The following is a 20,545-nucleotide window of genomic DNA, read 5'->3' as shown; positions in this document are numbered from 1 at the left end:
GGCGTCCTCCCGCATGTCGTTAAAACATGGGGCCGGACGCCTTTATCCAAAGCACTCGCTTCACCGCCGTTGGCGAAACAAATGCGCAATGTCTATGAATTAGTGCAAAGCCTGTGCCAGAAAATTTTTCACTGAAAAATCAATATTACCGCGGGAATGACGCAAGAATCTGACAACGCTTTGCACTGCCCTGACGCACAATACGCACAAGGTTTGTGCAACTACCTCCTTTGGGTTATGGCTTCAGCGTCGCCGCCACGGCGAGGATCGCCTGCGCAATATCCAGCATGCGTTTGTTCTGATTCATGGCGCTTTTACGCAGCGCTTGCCACGCATCTTGCTCGCTAAAACCGTGCTGCTGCATCAGCCATCCTTTGGCCTGGTCGATAATTTTTCGTTCATCCAGAGAAGCACGCATGGTGGCAAGTTCATCCGCCTGCGCTTGTAAACGTTGCGCCTGCTCACGGATCAGCGACAACACCGAGCGGCCGAGTTGAGGGGCAAGGCCGTTACTGTCCAGCGTTGCTTCCTGTTCACCCAGCCAGCTGGCGCCTGCGACATACAAGGAGAAGCTCGCGTCCTGATTGGTCGCCAGGTGTTGCGGTTCAGCTTGTTCGCTGGTGGTAATGGCACGCTGGCAACACGCCATTAATGTGCTGCATAACCCATCCTCGATCTGTTTCATTTGATCGAGACGTTGGCTCAGCAGCGTGAACCATTGCAACACACCATTTTCACCGCACTGCGCACCGGTGCAGGCAATGCGACGCAGACGCTCAATCTGGCTGTCCGCATTTGCCATCAACAGCCATTGCTGCTGATTTTGCGCATCCGCGAACTGACTAAAGGTTGCGAAGCTTTGCTCCTGAGCGGCAATCAACATTTGAATCCGCTGACGCTGTTCCGGGGTAAACTGCCCGGCAGCAAAACCGGCAGACCCCGTGGCGCGCTCCTGCCCCGCCAGCTCCTTACCCTGCATAAAGCTAAAGAGCGCAATCAGTGCACGGGAAATTGCGGGCTCACTGGCGGTATCCGTAGCCTCGAAGACCAGATTCAGTAAGGTACGAATAATGTGATTAAAGCCCTCCATCGCCTCTGCATGGCTGTATTGCCCCTCCCGAATATGCTGACGTAGTGATGGCAGACTCTCTAACGACTGCAGTGCTGCCGCAATCAGCATACAGAAACGGCTGTAACCCGGCTGTGCCACCGCTTCCGGCAGGACTGTTAAGGCAATTTTTTGACGCTGCTCAACCTCACGCGCGCGCGCGTCCAGCTCATCTCCAAACAGCCGTCCGGCTGAACAGATCCAGATGTTGCTGGCACCGCGTTCACGTTGCAGCACGTGAATTAACTCACTAATGGCGAGAATCTGTTCGCCTGTGCGCATTAGCCGTCGCAAGCTGGCAATTTCGCTGGCGCGGCTGGCATGCAAATACTCTAGGGCCCGGCTCATCACGTTTTCTCGCGCAAAATAGACATAACGATTTTAAGCAAAAGCCGTGCCGGACTGGCTTTAGCACTGGCGGAAATGCGCGCGGAAATTCCGAAAGTAAGAAAATTGTTTACCTGCGCAATCTTTTTTCAACCTTAAGAAAAGATTAAGATCATTTATCAATTTCGAGACATCTTTCTGCAGCTCTTCGGCTTTATCGCCTGCGTCACACGCTTACACGACTAAATAAGTAAACTCAGCTTATCTATCACTAAAGGCACAGGTTTTTTATCACCCTGATATGCGCTATTTCCGCCCGATAGCACGGGCTTTCTCGCTATGCAATGGATTGAATTCTCAAAAGTCTTAGGTAGACTGAACACAGCACTATCTTTCTGTAATCTGACTGTTTTTTGATGGCTTTCCCGCTGCATACTCTGCCCGCCTTAGATGCGTGTGCCACATATTAATCTGCAGCTAATCTGATGAAATTTGAGGTTCATGGTGAATAAGAGTCTGTTGCTCACTCTGCTGGCAGTATTGACGTTGGCGGGTTGTAAAGCGCCACCACCGCCGATGACTGATGACACCCTGGTCACCAGTGAGGTCAATGGCGTCAAGCTAGTCCACCGTCATGCGGTGGCAGCGCCAGGCGAATTCACGCCGGTTAATGGGAGTTTCCGCGCACTCTATGCGGCGTCGGTGATGACCACGCCTGATTATGGCGGCAAGGTTGTTCGTTATCTCGATAACGCGAAACCGTTTGAAGTACTGGGACGTGTCGACCACAGTTGGTTAGCCGTTGCCGATGAACCCAATGGACAGCTGATTGGTTACATCCCGCCGAAAGCCGGGGTTGAAAGTAGCCGTTATGACGCCACCGTGCGTAGCGACCGTCCACGTCCCCGCCGTACTAAACAGGTCTGCGTGGCCGTTGGCGGTGCCAGCAAGGCTTGCCGCACCAACGATACCGCGACCTGGATCCTAGACTGATAATGCAATATGGCGCAGATTGTTCACAGCAAGGTCGCACTCTGTGGACGCTCCCTGGCGCCATTGCCAGGAAAAAAGATATTTAATGACCCAGGATTCTGTTGTCCGCGATGGCATTGTCGCGGGCAACGATAACCTTTTGCTTAATGCCGCAGCACCGATATTGAATGCCGTTGTCCGTATACGGCAGGCTGCTACGCATGACGATCCCGCCGGTTTACGTCAGTTACTGATTGAAGAGATCCGCCAATTCGAATATCGTTGTAAGCAAGCCGGTTTGCCGTTTGAGATGATTATTGGTGCACGCTACTGCTTATGCAGCGTACTGGATGAAGCCGCCGCGCAAACCCCGTGGGGTACGCGGGGTGTGTGGTCAGGGAACGGCATGCTGGTCACTTTCCATAATGAAAGCTGGGGCGGCGAAAAAGTATTTCAGCTGCTTTCCCGCGTCTCGCAAAGCCCGCAGCAACACCTGTGGTTGCTGGAGCTGATCCATTACTGTCTGCTGCTGGGTTATGAAGGCCGTTATCGCGGTAGCGATAACGGCCGTGCACAATGTGAAGGGATTCGTAAACGTCTCGCTCAACTGATCCAGGAAACACGCCCGTCGACCGCTAACCCGGCCGCGCCACTGGTGGAAGTGCATCCTCTGGTCAGTCGCTTAACCCGTCCGATGGTGCCGTTATGGGCCTGTGCGATGCTAGCGGCCCTGATTGCCTGCCTGATTTACAGCGGCCTGAACTGGCGGCTGGGCAATGCGGCCGAGCCGCTGCTGCGCGCCATCTATCAAACTCCGCTGCCACAAATTATGCCTGGCCGTCGACCTACCTCTCCACAGGCGTTGCTGGATTTGCATCAGCGTTTGAATGATGTGATCGCCGCCGGTCAACTGGAAGTCAGCGATGGCGCATTTGGCAGTAAGGTGATCATTCCCGCCGATAAACTCTTCTCCCCGGACGGTACCGTGGTCAATCAGGTCGGTCGCGCGCTGCTGGCACACGTTGCCAGCGCCATGAAAACCGTTAAAGGAACGGTATTGGTGTCGGTGTACACCGATAACAGCCCGGTGGATGGGCGTTTTGCCTCAAGCTATGAATTTTCCTTTGCGCGCGCACGCGCCGTGACCCAATTACTGAATCCGCAACTGGCTGAAGGGCACAGTGTGAAAGCGGAAGGCCGCGGCGACAGTAATCCGTTGCTGCCCAATGACAGCAATGAAAACCGCGCGCGCAACCGGCGTGTGGAGATCACCCTGTTTGCCGCACCGGAAACCCTCGGCAATCATCCAGGAGGTGAGTGATGCGCGCATCGCTGCAACATCTGTTAACCCACCGCCTATTGTGGAGCCTGATTGGTGTCACCGCCTTAAGCTGTGTGCTGTGGATGCTCGGCCCGTTGTGGAGTTGGGGAGATACCCGTCCGCTTGAGCCGGTTTTTCCTCGTCAACTCCTGGTCGGTTTGCTGTTCTTTTGCTGGGTGCTGTTCCAGTTTATCCCGGCGATCTGGCGTGGCTGGTTTAACAGTAAACTCCTCAACCGTTTGCAGGAGATGAGTCACGAAGAGCTGTCCGATCGTCAGGCCACTGATGCGCTGCTGGCTCAGCGCTTCAGCGAAGCCGCATTGCGCCTGAAACGCACACAGTTTGGTCGTCGTCATCAACAGAACTGGCTGGCACGTTTTCAGAGCCACTATCTCTACCAACTGCCCTGGTATGTCATGATTGGGGCGCCCGGCGCAGGGAAAACTACCGCCCTGCTCAATGCCGGACTGGAGTTTCCGCTGACCGATAGCCTTGGCAAAGCGGCGATTCGCGGCGTCGGCGGCACGCGGCACTGTGACTGGTGGTTTACCGACAGCGCGGTGATGATCGATACCGCAGGGCGATATGCCCTGCAGGAGAGCCAGCGTGCACGCGACGGCGCCGAGTGGCAGAGTTTCATTAACCTGCTGAAACGCTATCGCACACGCCAGCCAATCAACGGCGTGATCATGACCATCAGCGTGGCTGACCTGCTCACCGATTCCGCGGAGGCGCGTCATGCGCAGGCCAGCGCGTTGCGAAGCCGGATGCAGGAGTTGTATCAGCAAACCGGTATTCATTTCCCGGTGTATGTGATGGTGACCAAGACCGATCTGCTGAAAGGTTTTTTAAGCTTCCACGAAGGCTTGAGCAAACCACAGCGCGACGCCATTTGGGGATTCACCTTCCCATGGGAACCCGGCAAACCGCACAAAGATGACTGGCATACCAGTTTTAGCCTGCAATATCAGCATCTAGAACAGCGCCTAAAGCAGCAACTGCCGATGGTGATGGCAAACGAACGCGATCTCACCCTACGTGCGGACTGTTTCCTGTTTCCACAGGAGTTCAGCTCCCTGCGCCCGCTGCTGAATGAGTACCTTGATGTGGTGTTCTCGCGCCATGAGGATGAGATTGCCTGGTCAGCGCGCGGCTTATTCTTTACCAGCGGCACACAGGAAGGCTTACCGTTTGACCGCATCATGGGCGAACTCAACCGTAAGCTGCAGTTGCCGCACACCGGTGAGAGTCGCTTCGCAACCTGGGATAGCGTGACTCGTAATAATCCCATCCCTGGCAACAAAGGCCAGAGCTTCTTTATCCGTGACCTGCTGAGCGATCTGGTGTTCCGCGAAAGTGGCCTGGCGGGCAGCAACCGCCACTGGGAATACCGCAACCGCCTGTTTCACTGGATTGGCTACGGTGCGCTGACCGGTGCACTGCTCTTGCTCTCCGGTTTATGGCTGGCCAGCTATTTCCAGAACCAGCAATATCTTAACCAGGTCGCCGCGCGTATTGAGCCGATGACTCGTCAGAGTCAGCAGGTGATTCATCAGCCAGCCGATAATATCTTTGATCTGCTACCCTTCTTAAATAACCTGGTGAAGTTGCCTTTGTCGGAGCGCTTTTCCCTCGACAATCCACCGCTTAGCATGCGCGCGGGTCTGTATCGTGGCAACCAGGTAAGCGATGCGGCATGGGTGCTTTATCAAAATGCGCTTAAGTCTCTGCTGTTACCGCGCGTGGCCCAGCAAATCACCAATTTGCTGCGTGATGATCCCGGTAACGACAATGAATACAGCCGCAATGCGCTGCGTGCCTATCAGATGTTGTATCAGCCGCGCAATTATGACGGCGAATTCCTGCGTGCCTGGCTGATGCAGAATCTTCAACGCAATCTGCCAGATGATGTCAGCGCCCGGGATTTGCAGCAGCTTGACTGGCATCTTAGCCAGCTTCTGGATCAGCAGATTCAGTCGTCACCTTATGCGCGAGATAACGCACTAATGATGCGCAAGCTTGCGGAAAATCTGAAAATTGCTGGTGCGAATGGCAGTTCGCTGGCGATTGCACCACAGCGGGCTTCGCAGCGATTGACCGGACACAGTGAGTAATGGTGAGGTAACCATGGCGACGCACACCGCGCCGGGTTGGTACGGCAAATTGCCGGCCACCGGCGATTTCCTGCGCCAGCGCCTGAGTGAGAATACCGTGACGCCCTGGAGCCATTGGTTTCAACAGGGGCTCATGCACTGGCATCAGCAACCCGATGCCTCCACTCAGCTGTTTCTGCGCGCACCTGTCTGGAATTTTGTTCTGCCGCTGTCGCCGCTGCGTCAGCAGGTGCAGATGGGCTGCCTGATGCCCTCGTGCGATCGCGTAGGGCGCAGTTGGCCGCTGCTGGCCTTGCGAAGTTTTCCGCTCAGCCACTGGCACAGCGCTCAGCTGGCCATGTCGGGCGACTGGTTTCAGGAGCTGGGCACGCTGCTACTGCGCGGCGTGCGTGACCGGCTGAACCCCGATGCGCTGGAGCAGCAGATGCAACGCGTGACGCCGCTGGTGGTCCCGGATAATCAGCGCAGCGATATTATGGATGTGATTGGTTTTGATGATCTGCCCTGTACGCTGAGCTGGCGTGAAGTGGCGGATAAATTTGATCCCCAGCAGCACATTAGCTACTGGTGGAGTAATCGCAGTGACGGTTTTGCCCACGCCACACATAAACACAGTGGGCCGCTCACCGCGCAACTTTTTGCGTTACTGTTTAACCCGGCGGCAGGTGCACAGCCGGGACGCAACGGCCTCTATCCACCCATGTTTGAATGAGCCGCAGCGTTTGCCTTGTTAACAGGATGACTCATGCAATTTACCATTGTGCAGTGCAATACGGATGTGCCAGCAAAGACGGTTGCTTTTAAACCGCCTGGGGGAACCATTGGCCGCAGTCAGGATAACGATCTGGTACTGCCTGACGAATCGCGCGCCATTTCACGCTTGCAGGCGTTGGTGCATATCTCCCCGGAAGGTGAGTGCCGTCTGACCAATCAGGGCAGTGTGACCTCAGTGGTATTGAACGGCGTGGCGCTACAGCGCGGTTCACAAGTGCAATTACAGCATGGTGATGCACTGCAAATCGGCGATTATGGCCTTGAGGTGCGCGATCCTGCCTGCCAGAGCACCCAGCAGGATGACCCGCTCACGTTCTTCGCGGACAGTGCGGCCGATCCACTCGGTATGCAGCAGGCATTCGACGTGGTGCCGGAATCCACTGCGGCGCGTCCGGAGCGCCGTACTGATCCACGCCTGGGTATTGACCCACAAAGTGATGCCCCTTCGGCTCCCGCCACGCTGCCGCAAGCCGATCAAGACAAGCTGCTGGCCGCGCTATTGGAAGGCATGGGGTTGAATAATGGCCATCACACGACAATCACCGAAGAGCAGATGCGCGTGACGGGCCGTATGCTGAGCCTGTTCTCGCAAGGCACTGTTGCCCTGCTCTCTTCCCGTTCGATCCTCAAACGCGGCGTGAAAGCCGACATGACGATGATCCTCAATGAGGCGAATAATCCGTTTAAAATTTTGCCTTCGGGTAAAACGGTATTGATGCAGATTTATCAGAGTCAGATGCCCGGTTTCATGCCGCCAGAAGCGGCAGTGCGCGATGCACTGGTGGATTTGCAGGCGCATCAGTTGGGGATGATTGCGGGCATCCGCGCGATCATCGCGGCGATGCTGCAATCCTTCAATCCGCAACGGCTGGAAGAGGAAGCACGTAAAGATGGCGTGTTGCCTAAGCTACCGTTTAACGGCGGGCGTAAAGCGGCCTTGTGGGATTACTTTTCACGCCACTACCAGCGCACTGCCGGTGAAATTGAAGATGACTTCCATACCCTGTTTGGTGAAGCCTTCCTGCATGCGTATGACATGGAAGTGAATCAATATAAAGATTCCCAGACTCGGACCGAAGACGCATGAAAATGATGTTTGCCAGCCGTTGCCAGCAGGGAATGCGCGATGAAAACCAGGATCGCACCGGGGCCGAGCTGGATGAGCGCAAAGCCTGCTTTCTGGTTTGCGATGGCGTGGCCGGTCTGCCTGGCGGTGATAAAGCGGCGCAAATCGTGCGGGATACGCTGCTGACACAGTTACACAACAATCCGACGTTCACGCCCGAAAGCACACGCGCAGCGATTGAGCACTGTCAGCAGGTGTTGCTTGAGGCGCAGGGAAAAAATCCGAAATATGCACGCATGAGCACCACGCTGGCCGCGCTGTTTATTGACCGCGAGACACAGCGCGCATGGTGGGCGCATGCAGGTGACAGCCGGGTTTATCACTTCCGTCATGGGGTGTTGAGTCAGGTGACACGTGACCATAGTCTGGCCCAGCAGCTGCGGGAAGCAGGCTATGAAAATACCGGAATTAACAGTAATTTACTCTATAATGCGCTCGGCGTTGAGCCTGCACGTCCCGCCACCTTTAGTGAAGTGATTCCCTTAACGGATGGCGATGCGTTTCTCGTCTGCACGGACGGGTTCTGGCTCAATCTGACCACTCACGAGATGGAACAAGCCCTGCGCATGGTCAATGCCTGCGAAGAGTGGCTGACTTTGATGGAACAAGCCGTTAACCGCAGTGTAAAAAGCGACAATCTCAGCGCTCTGGCCATCTGGATTGGCGAACCGCAGGAAGCGACGCTGCTTTATTCCCAGGCTGATGCGGCACGTTTTCTGCCGACACGTTATTGATCCCAAGGACCCTTATGAAAGTGTGGTTGCCGGGCTTAGCGACCCTGTTGCTGGCTCTAAATGCGCAAGCTGATGATTATCGCGTGGTCTATTCGCCGAGTCTGTCGCTTGAAGTCTATATCGATAATGTAGCCAGCAATTCACCCAACGACTGGTGCAAAGAGACCTTGCCGTTGCGTATTGTTTCCGGCAAAAGCACCGATTCCAGCATTCTGACCAGCTTCCTGCCACGCGTTGGCACACTGCTGGCGAATCAATGCGGCACGCTGGACGAAATCCCATGGCAGATGACCAATAAAGACGGCAGCGTACTGGCCAATGGCAGCGCAGCAAAACTGCAGAACTGGCGGCCAATCGTGATCAACGATGCCACCGCCAGCGCCAGTGCCAGCAATGCCGCCCCGCTGGATCTCTCGCGACCGGCAGATAACAGCCCTTTGCAACACTTCGCTTTACCCGCAGGTTGCCATTTCCGCACCTCCTGGGACGAAAACGGCGACTCGCTGTTTATTCCGGATAACCCACAACAGCACTGCTCCACGGAAGGCTGGCTGGAAGGCCCCAGTGAGTTAACACTGATGAGCGGAGATAAAACGCGCTCGCTGGCGGTGAATTTCTATCAGGGCTATCCCATTGCCAATCTGAAACTCAGCGGCCCGGCACTGGAAGTGGTGGCAGTGAACAAACAGCGCATGATTGTGGCGCGTCCGGATGCCGAAGATAGCTGGCTAGTGCTGCCGTTCGACAGCCAGCAACATGTATGGCGATTCACTGGCAACCTGCTGATTAAAATGGATAAGACAGCAGGACAGGACAGTGATGCGGTGAAGAGCCGGGTTGAAACTTTACGCGGCGCCTGGTCGTCGCAGTTTATGCCACAGCAAAAAGTGACTGTGTTACTGATTGACACCCTGCATGCGGATCTTGCCGATCCGGCGATTGGTGCCTGGCGTAACATTAATTAATTAGCGGTCGTCGCCTGACGTCGACAGACTGACAGGCGCTACAGGACGTGTTCAGAGAGTTCACTATGTCGGCAAACGAAAACCACACACCGAATGCCCTGCCTGCGGGTTACCGGTTTAATGAATTTGAAATCAAGGAAGTGATTGGCGGCGGCGGCTTTGGCATTGTTTACCGTGCCTGGGACCATCAGCTGGAACGCACCATCGCCATCAAAGAGTACATGCCCGTCTCGCTGGCAGTACGTGCCGCGGATCTGTCACTGGAGTTGCGCGGCGAACGTTTCCAGAAACTGTTCAATGCCGGACGAAACAGCTTTATTCAGGAAGCGCGCCTGCTGGCACGCTTCAATCATCCCGGCCTGCTGCACGTGTTGCGCTTCTGGGAAGAGAACGGCACCGCCTACATGGGCACACTCTACTACAGCGGGATGACATTAAAAGAGTGGCAGGTGACCAGCCCGGACAGTATCGATGAGTCCTGGATTCGTCGGCTGTTACCGCCGCTGTTTGGCGCAATTAACACCATCCATACCGCCGGTTATCTGCACCGTGATATTTCGCTGGATAACATCCAAATCCAGGAAAATCAGCTGCCGGTGTTACTTGATTTTGGTTCAGCCCGTAAGGAGATCGGCAATCTCTCTGATGAAACCGAAATCATGCTGAAGCCCGGCTTTGCCCCGATTGAGCAATACAGCGAAGAAGGTGAGGTAGAGCAAGGCCCCTGGACCGATATCTATGCGCTAGGCGCGGTGCTGCACAATCTGATTACCGGCCACGCGCCGCCTGTCAGCGTGGTGCGCTGCATCGAGGATAACTATCAACCCTTGGTTGAACGCAAGCCAGCCGGCTATTCGCTGCCGCTACTGCATGCCATCGACTGTGCGCTGGCAATGAAACCCGGTGACCGTCCGCAGAGCATTGATGCGTTTGCCAGCCTGATCGATTTGCCGGTGAGTGATGTTGAAGCCCTGGTCACCACCTTCCCTGTCGCCGTGGAAGCCCCAACGCCTGAACCCGTCGCCGTAGTGCCGGTGCCTGAACCGCAGGTGATGGCGGTGAATCATGCAGCGGCGGCGATTGAACCTGTCACGCCACGCAACGTGCGTCGCCTTTCGCCTGGTCTGGTCGCCGCCGCTGCCATTGCCATTCTGGCCGTGGTGGTGGTGGTGTGGAAAACCAATCGCCACAGTGAAACCGCTCCGATAGCCGCGACCCCTTCTGCCTCAGCGCCGGTGGCGAGTCAGAGTGCAGCAGCCAGCGCGCCAGGTATGGCAACCGTCTATCTGCGCTTGCAGGAGGGCGAGAAAGTGCTGCTCAACGGCGAAGCGAAGGATGTGAAACCCACCAGCAGTGGCTTTGCTTCACTCAATCTGGCGGCGGGAAGTTATCGAATTGAAGTGCAAAATGGCAGCCAGGTAATGAGCCAATCACTGACCATCGACAAGCCCGGAACCTGGCTGATTAATCCGGGTAAACCGTAGTTAACGCGCTGCAGATTGCTGCAGCGCCCTCACCTCAGCGGCCAGACGCGTCAACGCGTCTTCCTGCATGCCGCGTTTACCCAACTCCTGTTCGAGGGAGTAGAGATACTGAGCATTGGTGCCCAATGGTCCGCTGGCCTGGGCAATCAACGGTGCGATGGTGCTGCGACAGGAGTCTGCTTCATACAGCGGGTGACGCGGATCCATGATAAATACCAACGCCGTCACTTTGCGAGCATCGTCCAGTTCCAGTTCGCACCAGGTGGGCAGATAACAGCCGGTGATCATCTCGCGCTTCCACAGCAGCTCCAGCTCGTCATGCAGCCGCGCTTCAGGTAAACGAAAAGCCAGACCGCTGGTTGAACCGCCTTCTTTTAGCGCCAGCATTCGACCGGGCGTCGATACCGTGCCCCTGCCGGCGGTCAGACGCAGACAGAAAGCACGATGCCAGCCTTCGAGTCGTCCGGAAGCCACTTCTTCCGCCTCAAAAACCGGGTTCCACATCAGGGAGCCATAGCCAAAAATCCACACCGGGCTCTGGTCAGGGCGACAAGCCAGTGTGGCAGCGAGTGACGCGGCACGCTTTTCACAGCTCCACAGCAGCGCTTCGTCGATATCGCCAAACGATGTTTTACAATCCGCTTTTAAAAGAAATTCCCGGGTTAACAATGCGACCTCCTCTACTGCGCTGACATCCTGTCGGTTCGGCTCCTCAAAGATGATGTCTTACAGGCAACACGCGTTGCGTCGACTTAAGAGAAGACATTAATGCATTTTTAACAAAAGTTTCAAGATTGACCCCGATCACAAAGGGGAAATTCTTTGTAAATAGCATCGGCTGTCTGGCAGATAACTTGAATAGGGGGAATGAAAACAGTGAAGCGGGTCGCTATGACCCGCGAGTGTGGCTAGTGCTTAGGATGCCATTTGTCGTCATCGCCTTTGGCGTACTCATGCTTGACTGCTGCCCAGGCAACTTTGTGCGCAACCTGTTCACGTGATTCATCACCACGGCGGTCTTCTTCATCTTTATACTGATCCCAGGCGCTATTGAACGCCTTTTGATAAATGGTCTGAGCGTGATTTGGCAGGACATGGCGCACGCTGTCAGGCAATTCACGATTGGATGAATACGGCATGATTCCTCCTGATTTATGGATCCTATTAAGTCTGGAAGATAGCGGAAAAATTGCAAACATGTACTTTAGTTACACAAGGTTTTTTTAACCCCCAAAGCGCCAATAAACCGCATTCCAATTAGGTAAAAACAGGCATCATTTTATCAAAAGAGTGACATTACTATTTTTCAACAGCATGAAAATTAGATGTTATTGGTTGATAACACCTAATTTTGACGTGTTAGCATTAAAAACCTGACTAAGTAAAGTCGCGTAAAAAGCCTGAAACACAACTGTTGAAAAGTTACACTGCGCTGCGTCAGAAAAGTCATTATATTTATCAGGCATTGATCGCCTGTTTTGTTCTTTTTGCCGGAGAGGATGGTGAATGGCTACACATGAGAAAACCCGACATACCGAGTACTCACTGATTTTCCCGATTGTCGCGCTGACGGTGCTGAGCTTCTTTGGCGGTCAGACGGCATTATTGCCGGTTATCGGCATCAACCTGTTGGCGCTGGTCGCCATCCTTTGCAGTGCTTTCAGCGTGGTACGTCATGCTGACGTGCTGGCACACCGCCTGGGTGAACCCTATGGCTCGCTGATTTTGAGCCTCTCCGTAGTGATTCTGGAGGTCAGTTTGATCTCCGCCTTGATGGCCACCGGTGATGCCGCACCCGCGCTAATGCGCGACACGCTCTACTCCATCATCATGATTGTGACCGGCGGTCTGGTGGGCTTTGCGCTGCTGCTCGGCGGACGCAAATTCGCCACCCAATATGTCAATCTGGCGGGCGTAAAGCAGTACATGATTGCCATCTTCCCGCTGGCGATTCTGGTGCTGGTGTTTCCGAATGCGCTGCCAGGCGGTAACTTCACCACGGCTCAGGCGCTGATCATTGCCGCGATCTCCGCTGCGATGTACGGCGTTTTCCTGCTGATTCAGACCAAAACACATCAGAGCCTGTTTGTTTATGAGCATGAGGATGACGGTGACGATGGCGACCCGCATCACGGTAAACCTTCCGCGCATAGCTCACTGTGGCACACGGTATGGTTGATCATTCATCTGATCGCCGTGATCAGCGTGACCAAGATGAACGCCAACACGCTGGAGCATCTGCTGACAGAACTCAATGCACCTGAGCAGTTCACCGGTTTCCTGGTGGCGTTGCTGATTCTGTCGCCGGAGGGGTTAGGGGCAATCAAAGCGGTGTTAATGAACCAGGTACAGCGCGCGATGAACCTGTTCTTTGGTTCGGTATTAGCCACCATCTCCCTGACGGTGCCGGCGGTGAGCATCATCGCTACCCTGACCGGTCAGCAGCTGATATTTGGTCTTGAGCCACCACATATGGTGATCATGAGTGCCGCGCTGATTTTGTGCCATATTTCGTTCTCAACCGGGCGTACCAATGTGCTGAACGGCGCCGCGCATCTGGCACTGTTCGCCGGCTATTTACTGACAATTATGTTGTAGCGTGGGACGCTCAGATTAAAAGCAAAAAAAAGGCGCCCATCGGCGTAATGCCGATCAGTTAAGACAAAAATGATCGGTTGAACGATCCGGCAGTTCTGCAAGAATCCGTAATCTCTCAGGGATTACGGATTTTTTTATGCTTCTCAGTCAGGCTCTCGATATTGTTCATAACTTTACTCCTCAGGAGTTCTCGACGCTTTCTGATCTCCTTTCTCCTGAACTTATTGACGAGTGTCTCGCGGATACCGGGACAGTAACGTTACGAAAGCGCCGGTTATCGATGGAAATGATGGTCTGGGCAGTGACCGGCATGGCACTTTTTCGCTCCCATTCGATGACTCAGCTCGTCTCTCACCTGGATATTCTTCTGCCGGGAAAAAGGCCCTTTGTTGCGCCCAGCGCGGTTGTGCAGGCCCGGCAGCGATTTGGCGAAGATGTTATCCGATTAATGTTTGAGAAAACGCAGCGCCTGTGGTTTGAAAAGACACCGTTGTCGCACTGGAACGGACTGACTCTGATGGCGGTGGATGGCACCGTATGGCGTACCCCTGACACACCAGAGAATGATGCCGCCTTCGGGCGAACGGCCAATATTAATAAGTGCTCTGAGTGGCCGCAGGTGCGAATGGTCTGTCAGATGGAAGTCACCAGTCACCTGCTGTCAGCAGCAGCGTTCGACAGCGTCTCAGCTGTCGGCGAAGCCGATCTTGCCGCTCAGCTTATCCCACAGACCCCCGACCACTCTCTGACCCTCTTTGATAAAGGTTTTTATGCGCTGGGTCTGCTGCACGCCTGGCAGTCAGCGGGAACGGAAAGACACTGGATGCTGCCGCTGCGCAAAGGAGCACAGTACCGTGTAATCCGTAGCTTAGGGGCCGGGCAGGCGTTGGTGGAATTACAGCTGTCGCCGCAGGCGAAGAAAAAATGGCAGGGTGCTGCGGACACGCTGACGGCAAGGCTTATCAGCAAAGAACTCAACGGAAAAACGGTTCAAATCCTGACATCCATGTGCGACCCCCTGAGGTATCCCAAAGCAGATGTCGTGGATTTATACGGCCATCGCTGGGAAATAGAGCATGGGTTCCGCGAGATGAAACAACACCTGCTGAATAATGAGCTGACGCTGAGAAGCAAAAAGCCAGAACTTGTGCGTCAGGAGCTGTGGGGCGTGGTCCTGGCCTATAACCTTCTGAGGTTCATGATGGCGCAGATGGCGTACAGCCTGAAAGGCGTGGAACCTTATCAGATGAGTTTTAAGCAGTCCGCACTGTATCTGAGAAGTCATCTGAGCCTGCTACCGGGCATCTCACCGGGAAAAATACCGCGGATAATGGAAGAGATAATGGCGATGGCGCCAGGGCTGGTGCTGCCGGAAAGAAGAGTGCGGCATTACCCAAGGGCGGTAAAAAAGAAGCCGCAACGTTATCCGTTGCGGCCTCCATTAAGATCTTAACTGACAAGCATTAGCCCATCGGCGCCTTTCTTACATCTGGATAGCGCAATCAGTTGCTGGTATCCAGTTCCGGGAAGCTCTTCACCAGATCATCAATCGCTTTCATCTGCACCAGGAATGGCTCCAGCTTATCCAGCGGCAGCGCGGATGGACCGTCGCATTTCGCGCTGTTCGGTTCTGGGTGCGCTTCAATAAACAGACCGGCGATACCCACCGCCATACCCGCGCGAGCCAGTTCAGCGACCTGTGCGCGACGTCCACCTGAAGCCGCGCCGAACGGATCGCGCGTCTGCAGAGCATGGGTCACGTCGAAGATCACCGGGCTGTTGTTGGTGACGTTCTTCATCACGTTGAAGCCCAGCATATCAACAACCAGGTTGTCGTAACCGAAGTTGCTGCCACGATCGCACAGGATCACTTTGTCGTTACCGCCTTCCGCGAATTTATCGACAATGTTACCCATCTGGCCTGGGCTAACGAACTGCGGTTTCTTAACGTTGATGACTGCACCGGTTTTCGCCATCGCTTCCACCAGATCGGTCTGACGCGCCAGGAACGCAGGCAGCTGAATCACATCAACGACATCCGCCACCGGCTGCGCCTGTGAAGCTTCATGCACATCAGTGATGATTTTCACGCCGAACGCCTGTTTCAGCTCCTGGAAAATCTTCATGCCCTCTTCCAGACCCGGACCACGGTAGGATTTGATGGAAGAGCGGTTAGCTTTGTCAAAAGAGGCTTTGAACACGTAAGGGATACCGAGTTTGTCGGTCACTTTTACATAGTGTTCGCAAATACGCATGGCGAGGTCGCGCGATTCCAGCACGTTCATGCCACCAAAGAGAACAAATGGCAGATCGTTTGCGACCTTGATATCGCCGATATTTACTACTTTCTGAGTCATGCCCTTTCCTTATTGTCGAGATGACGCTTAGTGCAGCGTCACCTGTTTCTGTTCAATTGCGTGAATCTGCACTTTAATCATTTCGCTGACCGGGTCTTCTGGACACTGTTCAACGAAGTAGGTCAAATCGGTCAGTGCGATATGTTCACACTCAAGCTGAGCGTAGATTAACCCCCGATCGCGGATTTCATACGGGTCATCGGGATCAATCTGCAGCAGTACCTGGCTGACGTTGAGCGCCAGTTCCATCTGCTTCTCTTCCATCAGCGCCGCTTTCAACGTATCCAGCATTTTACGCATCACGTTGATGGTTTTGGCTTCATCCAGATCATCATTGTAGAGCTTCGCGGTCGGGCTGATATTGCCCTTCAGCCACACTTCCAGCGTATGTGTATCCAGCGTTTCGCCGTTGAAAGGGTTGATCAACCACATTTCACCGTCCAGCCAGTCTGCACGCAGAATCAACTGGGTAGGGAAAATCACCGGGATCAGCGGCAGCTCCAGTTCGTCGGCGATGTGTAACAGAATCACCCCCAGCGATACGGCGGTGCCCTGTCGGCTCTTCAGCACTTTATCGATCCACAGCGCATCGGACAAATTGTAGACGCCGCTGGCGCCACCAAAGCCCCACTGGCGATAAAACAATTCAAGCAGCTTGCCCAGTTGCAAGTCGGCATCCTGTTCGCTGCTGACGTATTCCCGTGCTTCTTCAACTAATGCCGCCAGCTGTTGCTGAACGGATGGCGCAGAAAAATCATTGCGTATGGCGCAGGTTGCGCCAATCACCGCTTCACTCAACGGTGTTTCACTGTAATCAACTAGCTCTGGCGAGGTCATACTATCCCCAATAACGGCATTTTGGTCATCGCCAGCTTAATCACAAACAGCAGTGCTACGATTGCAATCAGACAAGCGATCCAACGTGTCCCCATCTTGCGTGGGCGACGGCTCAATGCCACGGAACCTAAGGCGATGTAGATAATAACCCCTAACAGCTTCTCCGTCAGCCAGCTTCCTTGTGGTGAGAACGGATAAAAGTGTGTGATCACCACCAGCCACACGCCACTGAGCAGTAAAAAGGTGTCATTAATATGCGGCGCAATGCGTACCCAGCGGCGCTGAAGCATCGCTGAGCCGGTGGTTAACCAGTAAAAGCGCAGCAGAAACAAGCTGATCGTCAACGCTACCGTCAGCAGGTGAAAATGTTTAACCAGCGGATACCAGCTTGCCATGGTGCTTCCTCAAATCAAAAAATTGCCCAAGTGTGACGCGCGGATTGCCGCCATAATCGTTAATGCTGCTGACCTGCTGGTAGCCGTGCTGCGTCATGATCTCGCGCACCGCTTTATCCTGCTGCCAGCCGTGCTCCAGCAACAGCCAGCCGCCAGGCTGCAACCACTGCGGCGCAAGGTGAATAATCAAACGTAAATCGGCCAGCCCGGCCTCGTCGGCGACCAGTGCGCTGAGCGGTTCAAAGCGCACATCTCCCTGCTGCAGATGTTCATCGGCGGCGTCGATATAAGGAGGATTACTGACGATGACATCGAAACGCTGAGCGGGAATGTCATTAAACCAGTGGCTAAGCAGGAAACGTGCATTGCTGATGTGCAGCCGCTGAGCGTTCTCTTCGGCTAACGTTACAGCAGGTGGGATTCGATCACAGCCAAGCACCTGGCAGTCAGGACGTTCGCTCGCCAGCGCTAACGCGATAGCACCCGTGCCGGTGCCAAGATCGAGTAAGGAGGATGCGGTTGCAGGTATGCGCAGTAGCGCCTGCTCCACCAGCACTTCGGTGTCCGGTCGTGGAATCAAGGTGGCATCATTAACGCGCAGCGGCAGCGACCAAAACTCACGTTCACCCACCAAATGCGCAATTGGTTCGCCGTTTAACCGACGCGCCAGAAGCGCATCGAGCTGGGCAAGCTGGGAGGCGTCCAGTTCGTGATCGTCAAACGCCACCAGCCAACTGCGCGATTTTCCCGTTACGAACCCCAGCAAAATCTCCGCATCCCGTTTCGGGCTGTCTCCGCCACAGAGCGCGACCACTGCGTGCTTGAGCCAGTGGCGAATCATCATCAATCCTGTCCAGCCAGCGCGGCCAGCTGATCGGCCTGATACTCCTGCACAATCGGCTCAATCAGCGTATCCAGCTTGCCTTCCATGGTTTCATCCAGGCGGTATAGCGTCAGGTTAATGCGGTGATCGGTCACTCGTCCCTGCGGGAAGTTGTAAGTGCGGTTGCGGTCGGAACGATCGCCACTGCCTAACAGGTTACGGCGGGTTGAGGCTTCTGCCGCATTACGCTTAGCGGTTTCGGCGGCATGAATACGCGCACCCAACACCGCCAGTGCTTTGGCCTTGTTTTTGTGCTGTGAACGTTCGTCCTGGCACTCCACCACAATACCAGTGGGTAAGTGGGTAATACGAATCGCCGAGTCGGTGGTGTTAACGTGCTGACCACCAGCCCCTGAAGAGCGGAAAGTATCGATTTTCAGATCGCCCGCGTTGATTTCTGGCATTTCTGCTTCAGGCAATTCCGGCATCACCGCCACGGTACAGGCAGAGGTATGAATACGGCCCTGTGATTCGGTTTCCGGTACACGCTGAACGCGATGACCGCCGGATTCAAACTTCAGGCGACCATAAGCGCCTTCTCCATGAATACGTGCGATTACCTCTTTATAGCCGCCGTGCTCACCTTCGTTGGCGCTGATGATCTCAACCTGCCAGCGGCGTGCTTCAGCATAACGGCTGTACATACGGAACAGATCGCCCGCGAAAATCGCGGCTTCGTCACCGCCTGTTCCGGCGCGCACTTCAACAAAGCAGGAACGTTCATCGTCAGGATCTTTCGGCAGCAGCAGCACCTGAAGCTGCTGCTCCAGACCTTCACGCTTTTCACGCGAGATTTTTAACTCTTCGTTAGCCATTTCGCGCATTTCAGGATCGTCGAGCATCATTTCAGCCGTTTCGATATCTTCCTGCACCTGCTGCCAGTCGCGGAAGCAACGGGTCACATCGGTCAACTGTGCATATTCGCGTGATAACGCGCGAAAACGTTCCTGATCGCCAATGACGCCGGCATCGCCCAGCAACGCTTCGACTTCTTCGTGGCGTTCCTGGAGGGCTTCCAGCTTGGCAACAATAGAGCTCTTCATGTAATAGAGGGTATCCCAGTGATAGGTCGTGACAGATCAGATTACTCTAAACCGAGGCTGTCACGTAAGATCTGCAGGCGTTCGCTGTCGCCATCGCGCGCGGCCTGCTGCAGTGATTTGGTTGGTGCATGAATAAGACGGTTGGTCAGCTTATGCGCTAACTCTTGCAAGACTTTCTCGGCATCCGCGCCCTGACGTAGCGCGGCAATCGCACGCTCCTGCAACTCGGCACGCACGTCGTCAGCCTGTGAGCGATATTCGCGAATGGTGTCGCCCGCGCTTTGCGCACGCAGCCACGCCATAAATTCGCCACTTTCCTGTACAACAATGCTTTCGGCCTGGACGGCAGCGGCTTTGCGTTGTGCCATATTCTGCTCGATGATCGCTTGCAGATCATCGACGCTATACAAATAGGCGTTCGCCAGCTTGCCCACTTCAGGTTCGACATCACGTGGTACGGCGATATCCACCAGCAACATCGGCTGGTTGCGACGTGCTTTCAACGCGCGCTCCACCATGCCTTTGCCAATAATCGGCAGCGGGCTGGCGGTAGAAGAAATAATGATATCCGCATCGGCGAGGCGCGTTTCAATATCGCCCAACCCAATCACTTCGGCGCCCACTTCATCGGCCAGCAACTGTGCACGCTCGCGCGTGCGGTTGGCGATCATCAACTTCTGCACTTTATGTTCACGCAGATGACGCGCCACTAACTCGATGGTTTCCCCGGCGCCCACCAGCAACACATTTACCGTGCTGAGTGATTCGAAGATTTGACGCGCCAGAGAACAGGCGGCGAAGGCGACAGAGACCGCGCTGGCACCGATTTCAGTTTCGGTGCGAACACGTTTGGCGACGGAGAAGGTTTTCTGGAACATGCGTTCCAGCTCGCTGCTTAGCGCATGGTCACGCGAAGAATCAGCATGGGCCTTTTTCACCTGGCCGAGAATTTGCGGTTCGCCCAATACCAGCGAATCCAGACCGCTGGCCACGCGCATCAGATGGCTGACGGCGGCGTTGTCCTGATGCCAGTAAAGGCTGGCGCGGACATCCTCTTCACGCAGATCGTGATACTCGCACAACCAGCGCACCAGCCTCTCCTGCAAATCTGTCTGCTGCTCTACGCTGAGATAGAGTTCAGTACGATTACAGGTTGAGAGCACCACACCACTCTGAACCATCGGCTGAGATAGCAGGCTGTTCAGAGCCTGATCCAGCGTGTCTGGCAGAAACGCAACGCGTTCGCGCAGCGCAACAGGTGCGGTTTTGTGGTTGATTCCGAGAGCAAGCAGCGTCATGGTGATTCGGGTTGGGATGTCCCAATATTTGTCAGGGCTTTGTGAAGCGCATTCTACAAGATGCCACAGATCAAGAAAAGCCATACAAAGGCTATGACTGTAATAAGATTAAACTGATCGTGCGCAATTATCCTTACATCGGCATTGACGGCATAGTATTGGATGGTTAGCGTTATCGGTTACGAAGTAAAAACGTGTCTGAGGAGACG

Annotated in this window: 19 protein-coding genes; 10 read left to right on the top strand and 9 right to left on the bottom strand. The window is 54.7% G+C overall.

Annotation, left to right across the window (positions count from 1 at the left end; genetic code table 11):
• Nucleotides 1–235: 235 nt before the first annotated feature.
• Nucleotides 236–1,456, bottom strand: coding sequence for a nitrate regulatory protein (locus LH22_RS10770; protein WP_038646466.1), 1,221 nt, complete (start codon nucleotides 1,454–1,456; stop codon nucleotides 236–238).
• 480 nt (nucleotides 1,457–1,936) lie between these two features.
• Here LH22_RS10770 and LH22_RS10765 point away from each other — a divergent pair, with 480 nt between their 5' ends.
• The 8 genes from LH22_RS10765 (at nucleotide 1,937) to LH22_RS10730 (ending at nucleotide 10,925) form a co-directional block, all read left to right on the top strand.
• The gene (locus LH22_RS10765; RefSeq protein ID WP_205624975.1) at nucleotides 1,937–2,428 is read left to right on the top strand and encodes an SH3 domain-containing protein; all 492 of its coding nucleotides are present in this window, start codon (nucleotides 1,937–1,939) and stop codon (nucleotides 2,426–2,428) included.
• An 85-nt stretch (nucleotides 2,429–2,513) separates the two neighbouring features.
• Nucleotides 2,514–3,728 (top strand): type IVB secretion system protein IcmH/DotU, encoded by a 1,215-nt coding sequence (gene icmH / locus LH22_RS10760; RefSeq protein ID WP_038646464.1) that lies wholly within the window; start codon nucleotides 2,514–2,516, stop codon nucleotides 3,726–3,728.
• Nucleotides 3,728–5,842: a type VI secretion system membrane subunit TssM gene (gene tssM / locus LH22_RS10755; protein ID WP_038646461.1), complete on the top strand. Its 2,115-nt coding sequence runs from the start codon at nucleotides 3,728–3,730 to the stop codon at nucleotides 5,840–5,842. Before icmH ends, tssM begins: the two co-directional genes overlap by 1 nt.
• A 13-nt stretch (nucleotides 5,843–5,855) precedes the next feature.
• Nucleotides 5,856–6,554 carry a type VI secretion system-associated protein TagF gene (tagF, locus tag LH22_RS10750; RefSeq protein WP_038646459.1) on the top strand — a complete coding sequence of 233 codons (699 nt, stop codon included), beginning with the start codon at nucleotides 5,856–5,858 and terminating at the stop codon, nucleotides 6,552–6,554.
• 33 nt (nucleotides 6,555–6,587) lie between these two features.
• Nucleotides 6,588–7,703 carry a type VI secretion system-associated FHA domain protein TagH gene (gene tagH, locus LH22_RS10745; RefSeq protein WP_038646457.1) on the top strand — a complete coding sequence of 372 codons (1,116 nt, stop codon included), beginning with the start codon at nucleotides 6,588–6,590 and terminating at the stop codon, nucleotides 7,701–7,703.
• The gene (locus LH22_RS10740; protein WP_038646455.1) at nucleotides 7,700–8,476 is read left to right on the top strand and encodes a PP2C family protein-serine/threonine phosphatase; all 777 of its coding nucleotides are present in this window, start codon (nucleotides 7,700–7,702) and stop codon (nucleotides 8,474–8,476) included. Before tagH ends, LH22_RS10740 begins: the two co-directional genes overlap by 4 nt.
• A 14-nt stretch (nucleotides 8,477–8,490) precedes the next feature.
• The gene (locus LH22_RS10735) at nucleotides 8,491–9,441 is read left to right on the top strand and encodes a hypothetical protein (protein WP_038646453.1); all 951 of its coding nucleotides are present in this window, start codon (nucleotides 8,491–8,493) and stop codon (nucleotides 9,439–9,441) included.
• A gap of 65 nt (nucleotides 9,442–9,506) precedes the next feature.
• On the top strand, nucleotides 9,507–10,925 hold the full coding sequence (locus LH22_RS10730) for a serine/threonine protein kinase (protein ID WP_038646451.1): 1,419 nt from the start codon (nucleotides 9,507–9,509) through the stop codon (nucleotides 10,923–10,925).
• Here LH22_RS10730 and LH22_RS10725 read toward each other — a convergent pair whose 3' ends face one another.
• A complete protein-coding gene (locus LH22_RS10725) occupies nucleotides 10,926–11,594 on the bottom strand; it encodes a gamma-glutamylcyclotransferase (protein WP_038646448.1) in 669 nt (222 codons plus the stop codon).
• A 239-nt stretch (nucleotides 11,595–11,833) separates the two neighbouring features.
• Nucleotides 11,834–12,064 (bottom strand): putative cation transport regulator ChaB, encoded by a 231-nt coding sequence (chaB, locus tag LH22_RS10720; protein WP_038646446.1) that lies wholly within the window; start codon nucleotides 12,062–12,064, stop codon nucleotides 11,834–11,836.
• 367 nt (nucleotides 12,065–12,431) lie between these two features.
• Between chaB and chaA the strand changes: the two genes are divergently transcribed.
• A complete protein-coding gene (chaA, locus tag LH22_RS10715; RefSeq protein ID WP_038646443.1) occupies nucleotides 12,432–13,523 on the top strand; it encodes a sodium-potassium/proton antiporter ChaA in 1,092 nt (363 codons plus the stop codon).
• A 136-nt stretch (nucleotides 13,524–13,659) separates the two neighbouring features.
• The gene (locus LH22_RS10710) at nucleotides 13,660–14,976 is read left to right on the top strand and encodes an IS4 family transposase (RefSeq protein WP_038644473.1); all 1,317 of its coding nucleotides are present in this window, start codon (nucleotides 13,660–13,662) and stop codon (nucleotides 14,974–14,976) included.
• Between the two features lie 49 nt (nucleotides 14,977–15,025).
• Here the strand turns inward: LH22_RS10710 and kdsA are convergent, their stop codons facing one another.
• The 6 genes from kdsA to hemA are packed head-to-tail and all read right to left on the bottom strand — an operon-like array spanning nucleotide 15,026 to nucleotide 20,336.
• Nucleotides 15,026–15,880, bottom strand: a complete 855-nt coding sequence (gene kdsA, locus LH22_RS10705; RefSeq protein WP_038646441.1) for a 3-deoxy-8-phosphooctulonate synthase — start codon at nucleotides 15,878–15,880, stop codon at nucleotides 15,026–15,028.
• Nucleotides 15,881–15,907: 27 nt separating this feature from the next.
• Nucleotides 15,908–16,717, bottom strand: a complete 810-nt coding sequence (sirB1, locus tag LH22_RS10700; protein WP_034824266.1) for an invasion regulator SirB1 — start codon at nucleotides 16,715–16,717, stop codon at nucleotides 15,908–15,910.
• Nucleotides 16,714–17,112 (bottom strand): SirB2 family protein, encoded by a 399-nt coding sequence (locus LH22_RS10695; RefSeq protein ID WP_034824269.1) that lies wholly within the window; start codon nucleotides 17,110–17,112, stop codon nucleotides 16,714–16,716. Before LH22_RS10695 ends, sirB1 begins: the two co-directional genes overlap by 4 nt.
• On the bottom strand, nucleotides 17,087–17,956 hold the full coding sequence (gene prmC, locus LH22_RS10690) for a peptide chain release factor N(5)-glutamine methyltransferase (protein WP_052059395.1): 870 nt from the start codon (nucleotides 17,954–17,956) through the stop codon (nucleotides 17,087–17,089). Before prmC ends, LH22_RS10695 begins: the two co-directional genes overlap by 26 nt.
• On the bottom strand, nucleotides 17,956–19,038 hold the full coding sequence (gene prfA, locus LH22_RS10685; protein WP_038646438.1) for a peptide chain release factor 1: 1,083 nt from the start codon (nucleotides 19,036–19,038) through the stop codon (nucleotides 17,956–17,958). Before prfA ends, prmC begins: the two co-directional genes overlap by 1 nt.
• A gap of 41 nt (nucleotides 19,039–19,079) precedes the next feature.
• Nucleotides 19,080–20,336, bottom strand: a complete 1,257-nt coding sequence (hemA, locus tag LH22_RS10680; RefSeq protein WP_038646436.1) for a glutamyl-tRNA reductase — start codon at nucleotides 20,334–20,336, stop codon at nucleotides 19,080–19,082.
• Between the last annotated feature and the right edge of the window lie 209 nt (nucleotides 20,337–20,545).

Origin of the sequence: Pantoea rwandensis, from assembly GCF_000759475.1 — a bacterium.
In the GTDB taxonomy this organism is placed as follows: Bacteria; Pseudomonadota; Gammaproteobacteria; order Enterobacterales; family Enterobacteriaceae; genus Pantoea; species Pantoea rwandensis_B.
The sequence above is the reverse complement of the archived record's forward strand: the minus strand, read 5'-3'. Positions and strand labels throughout refer to the sequence as shown.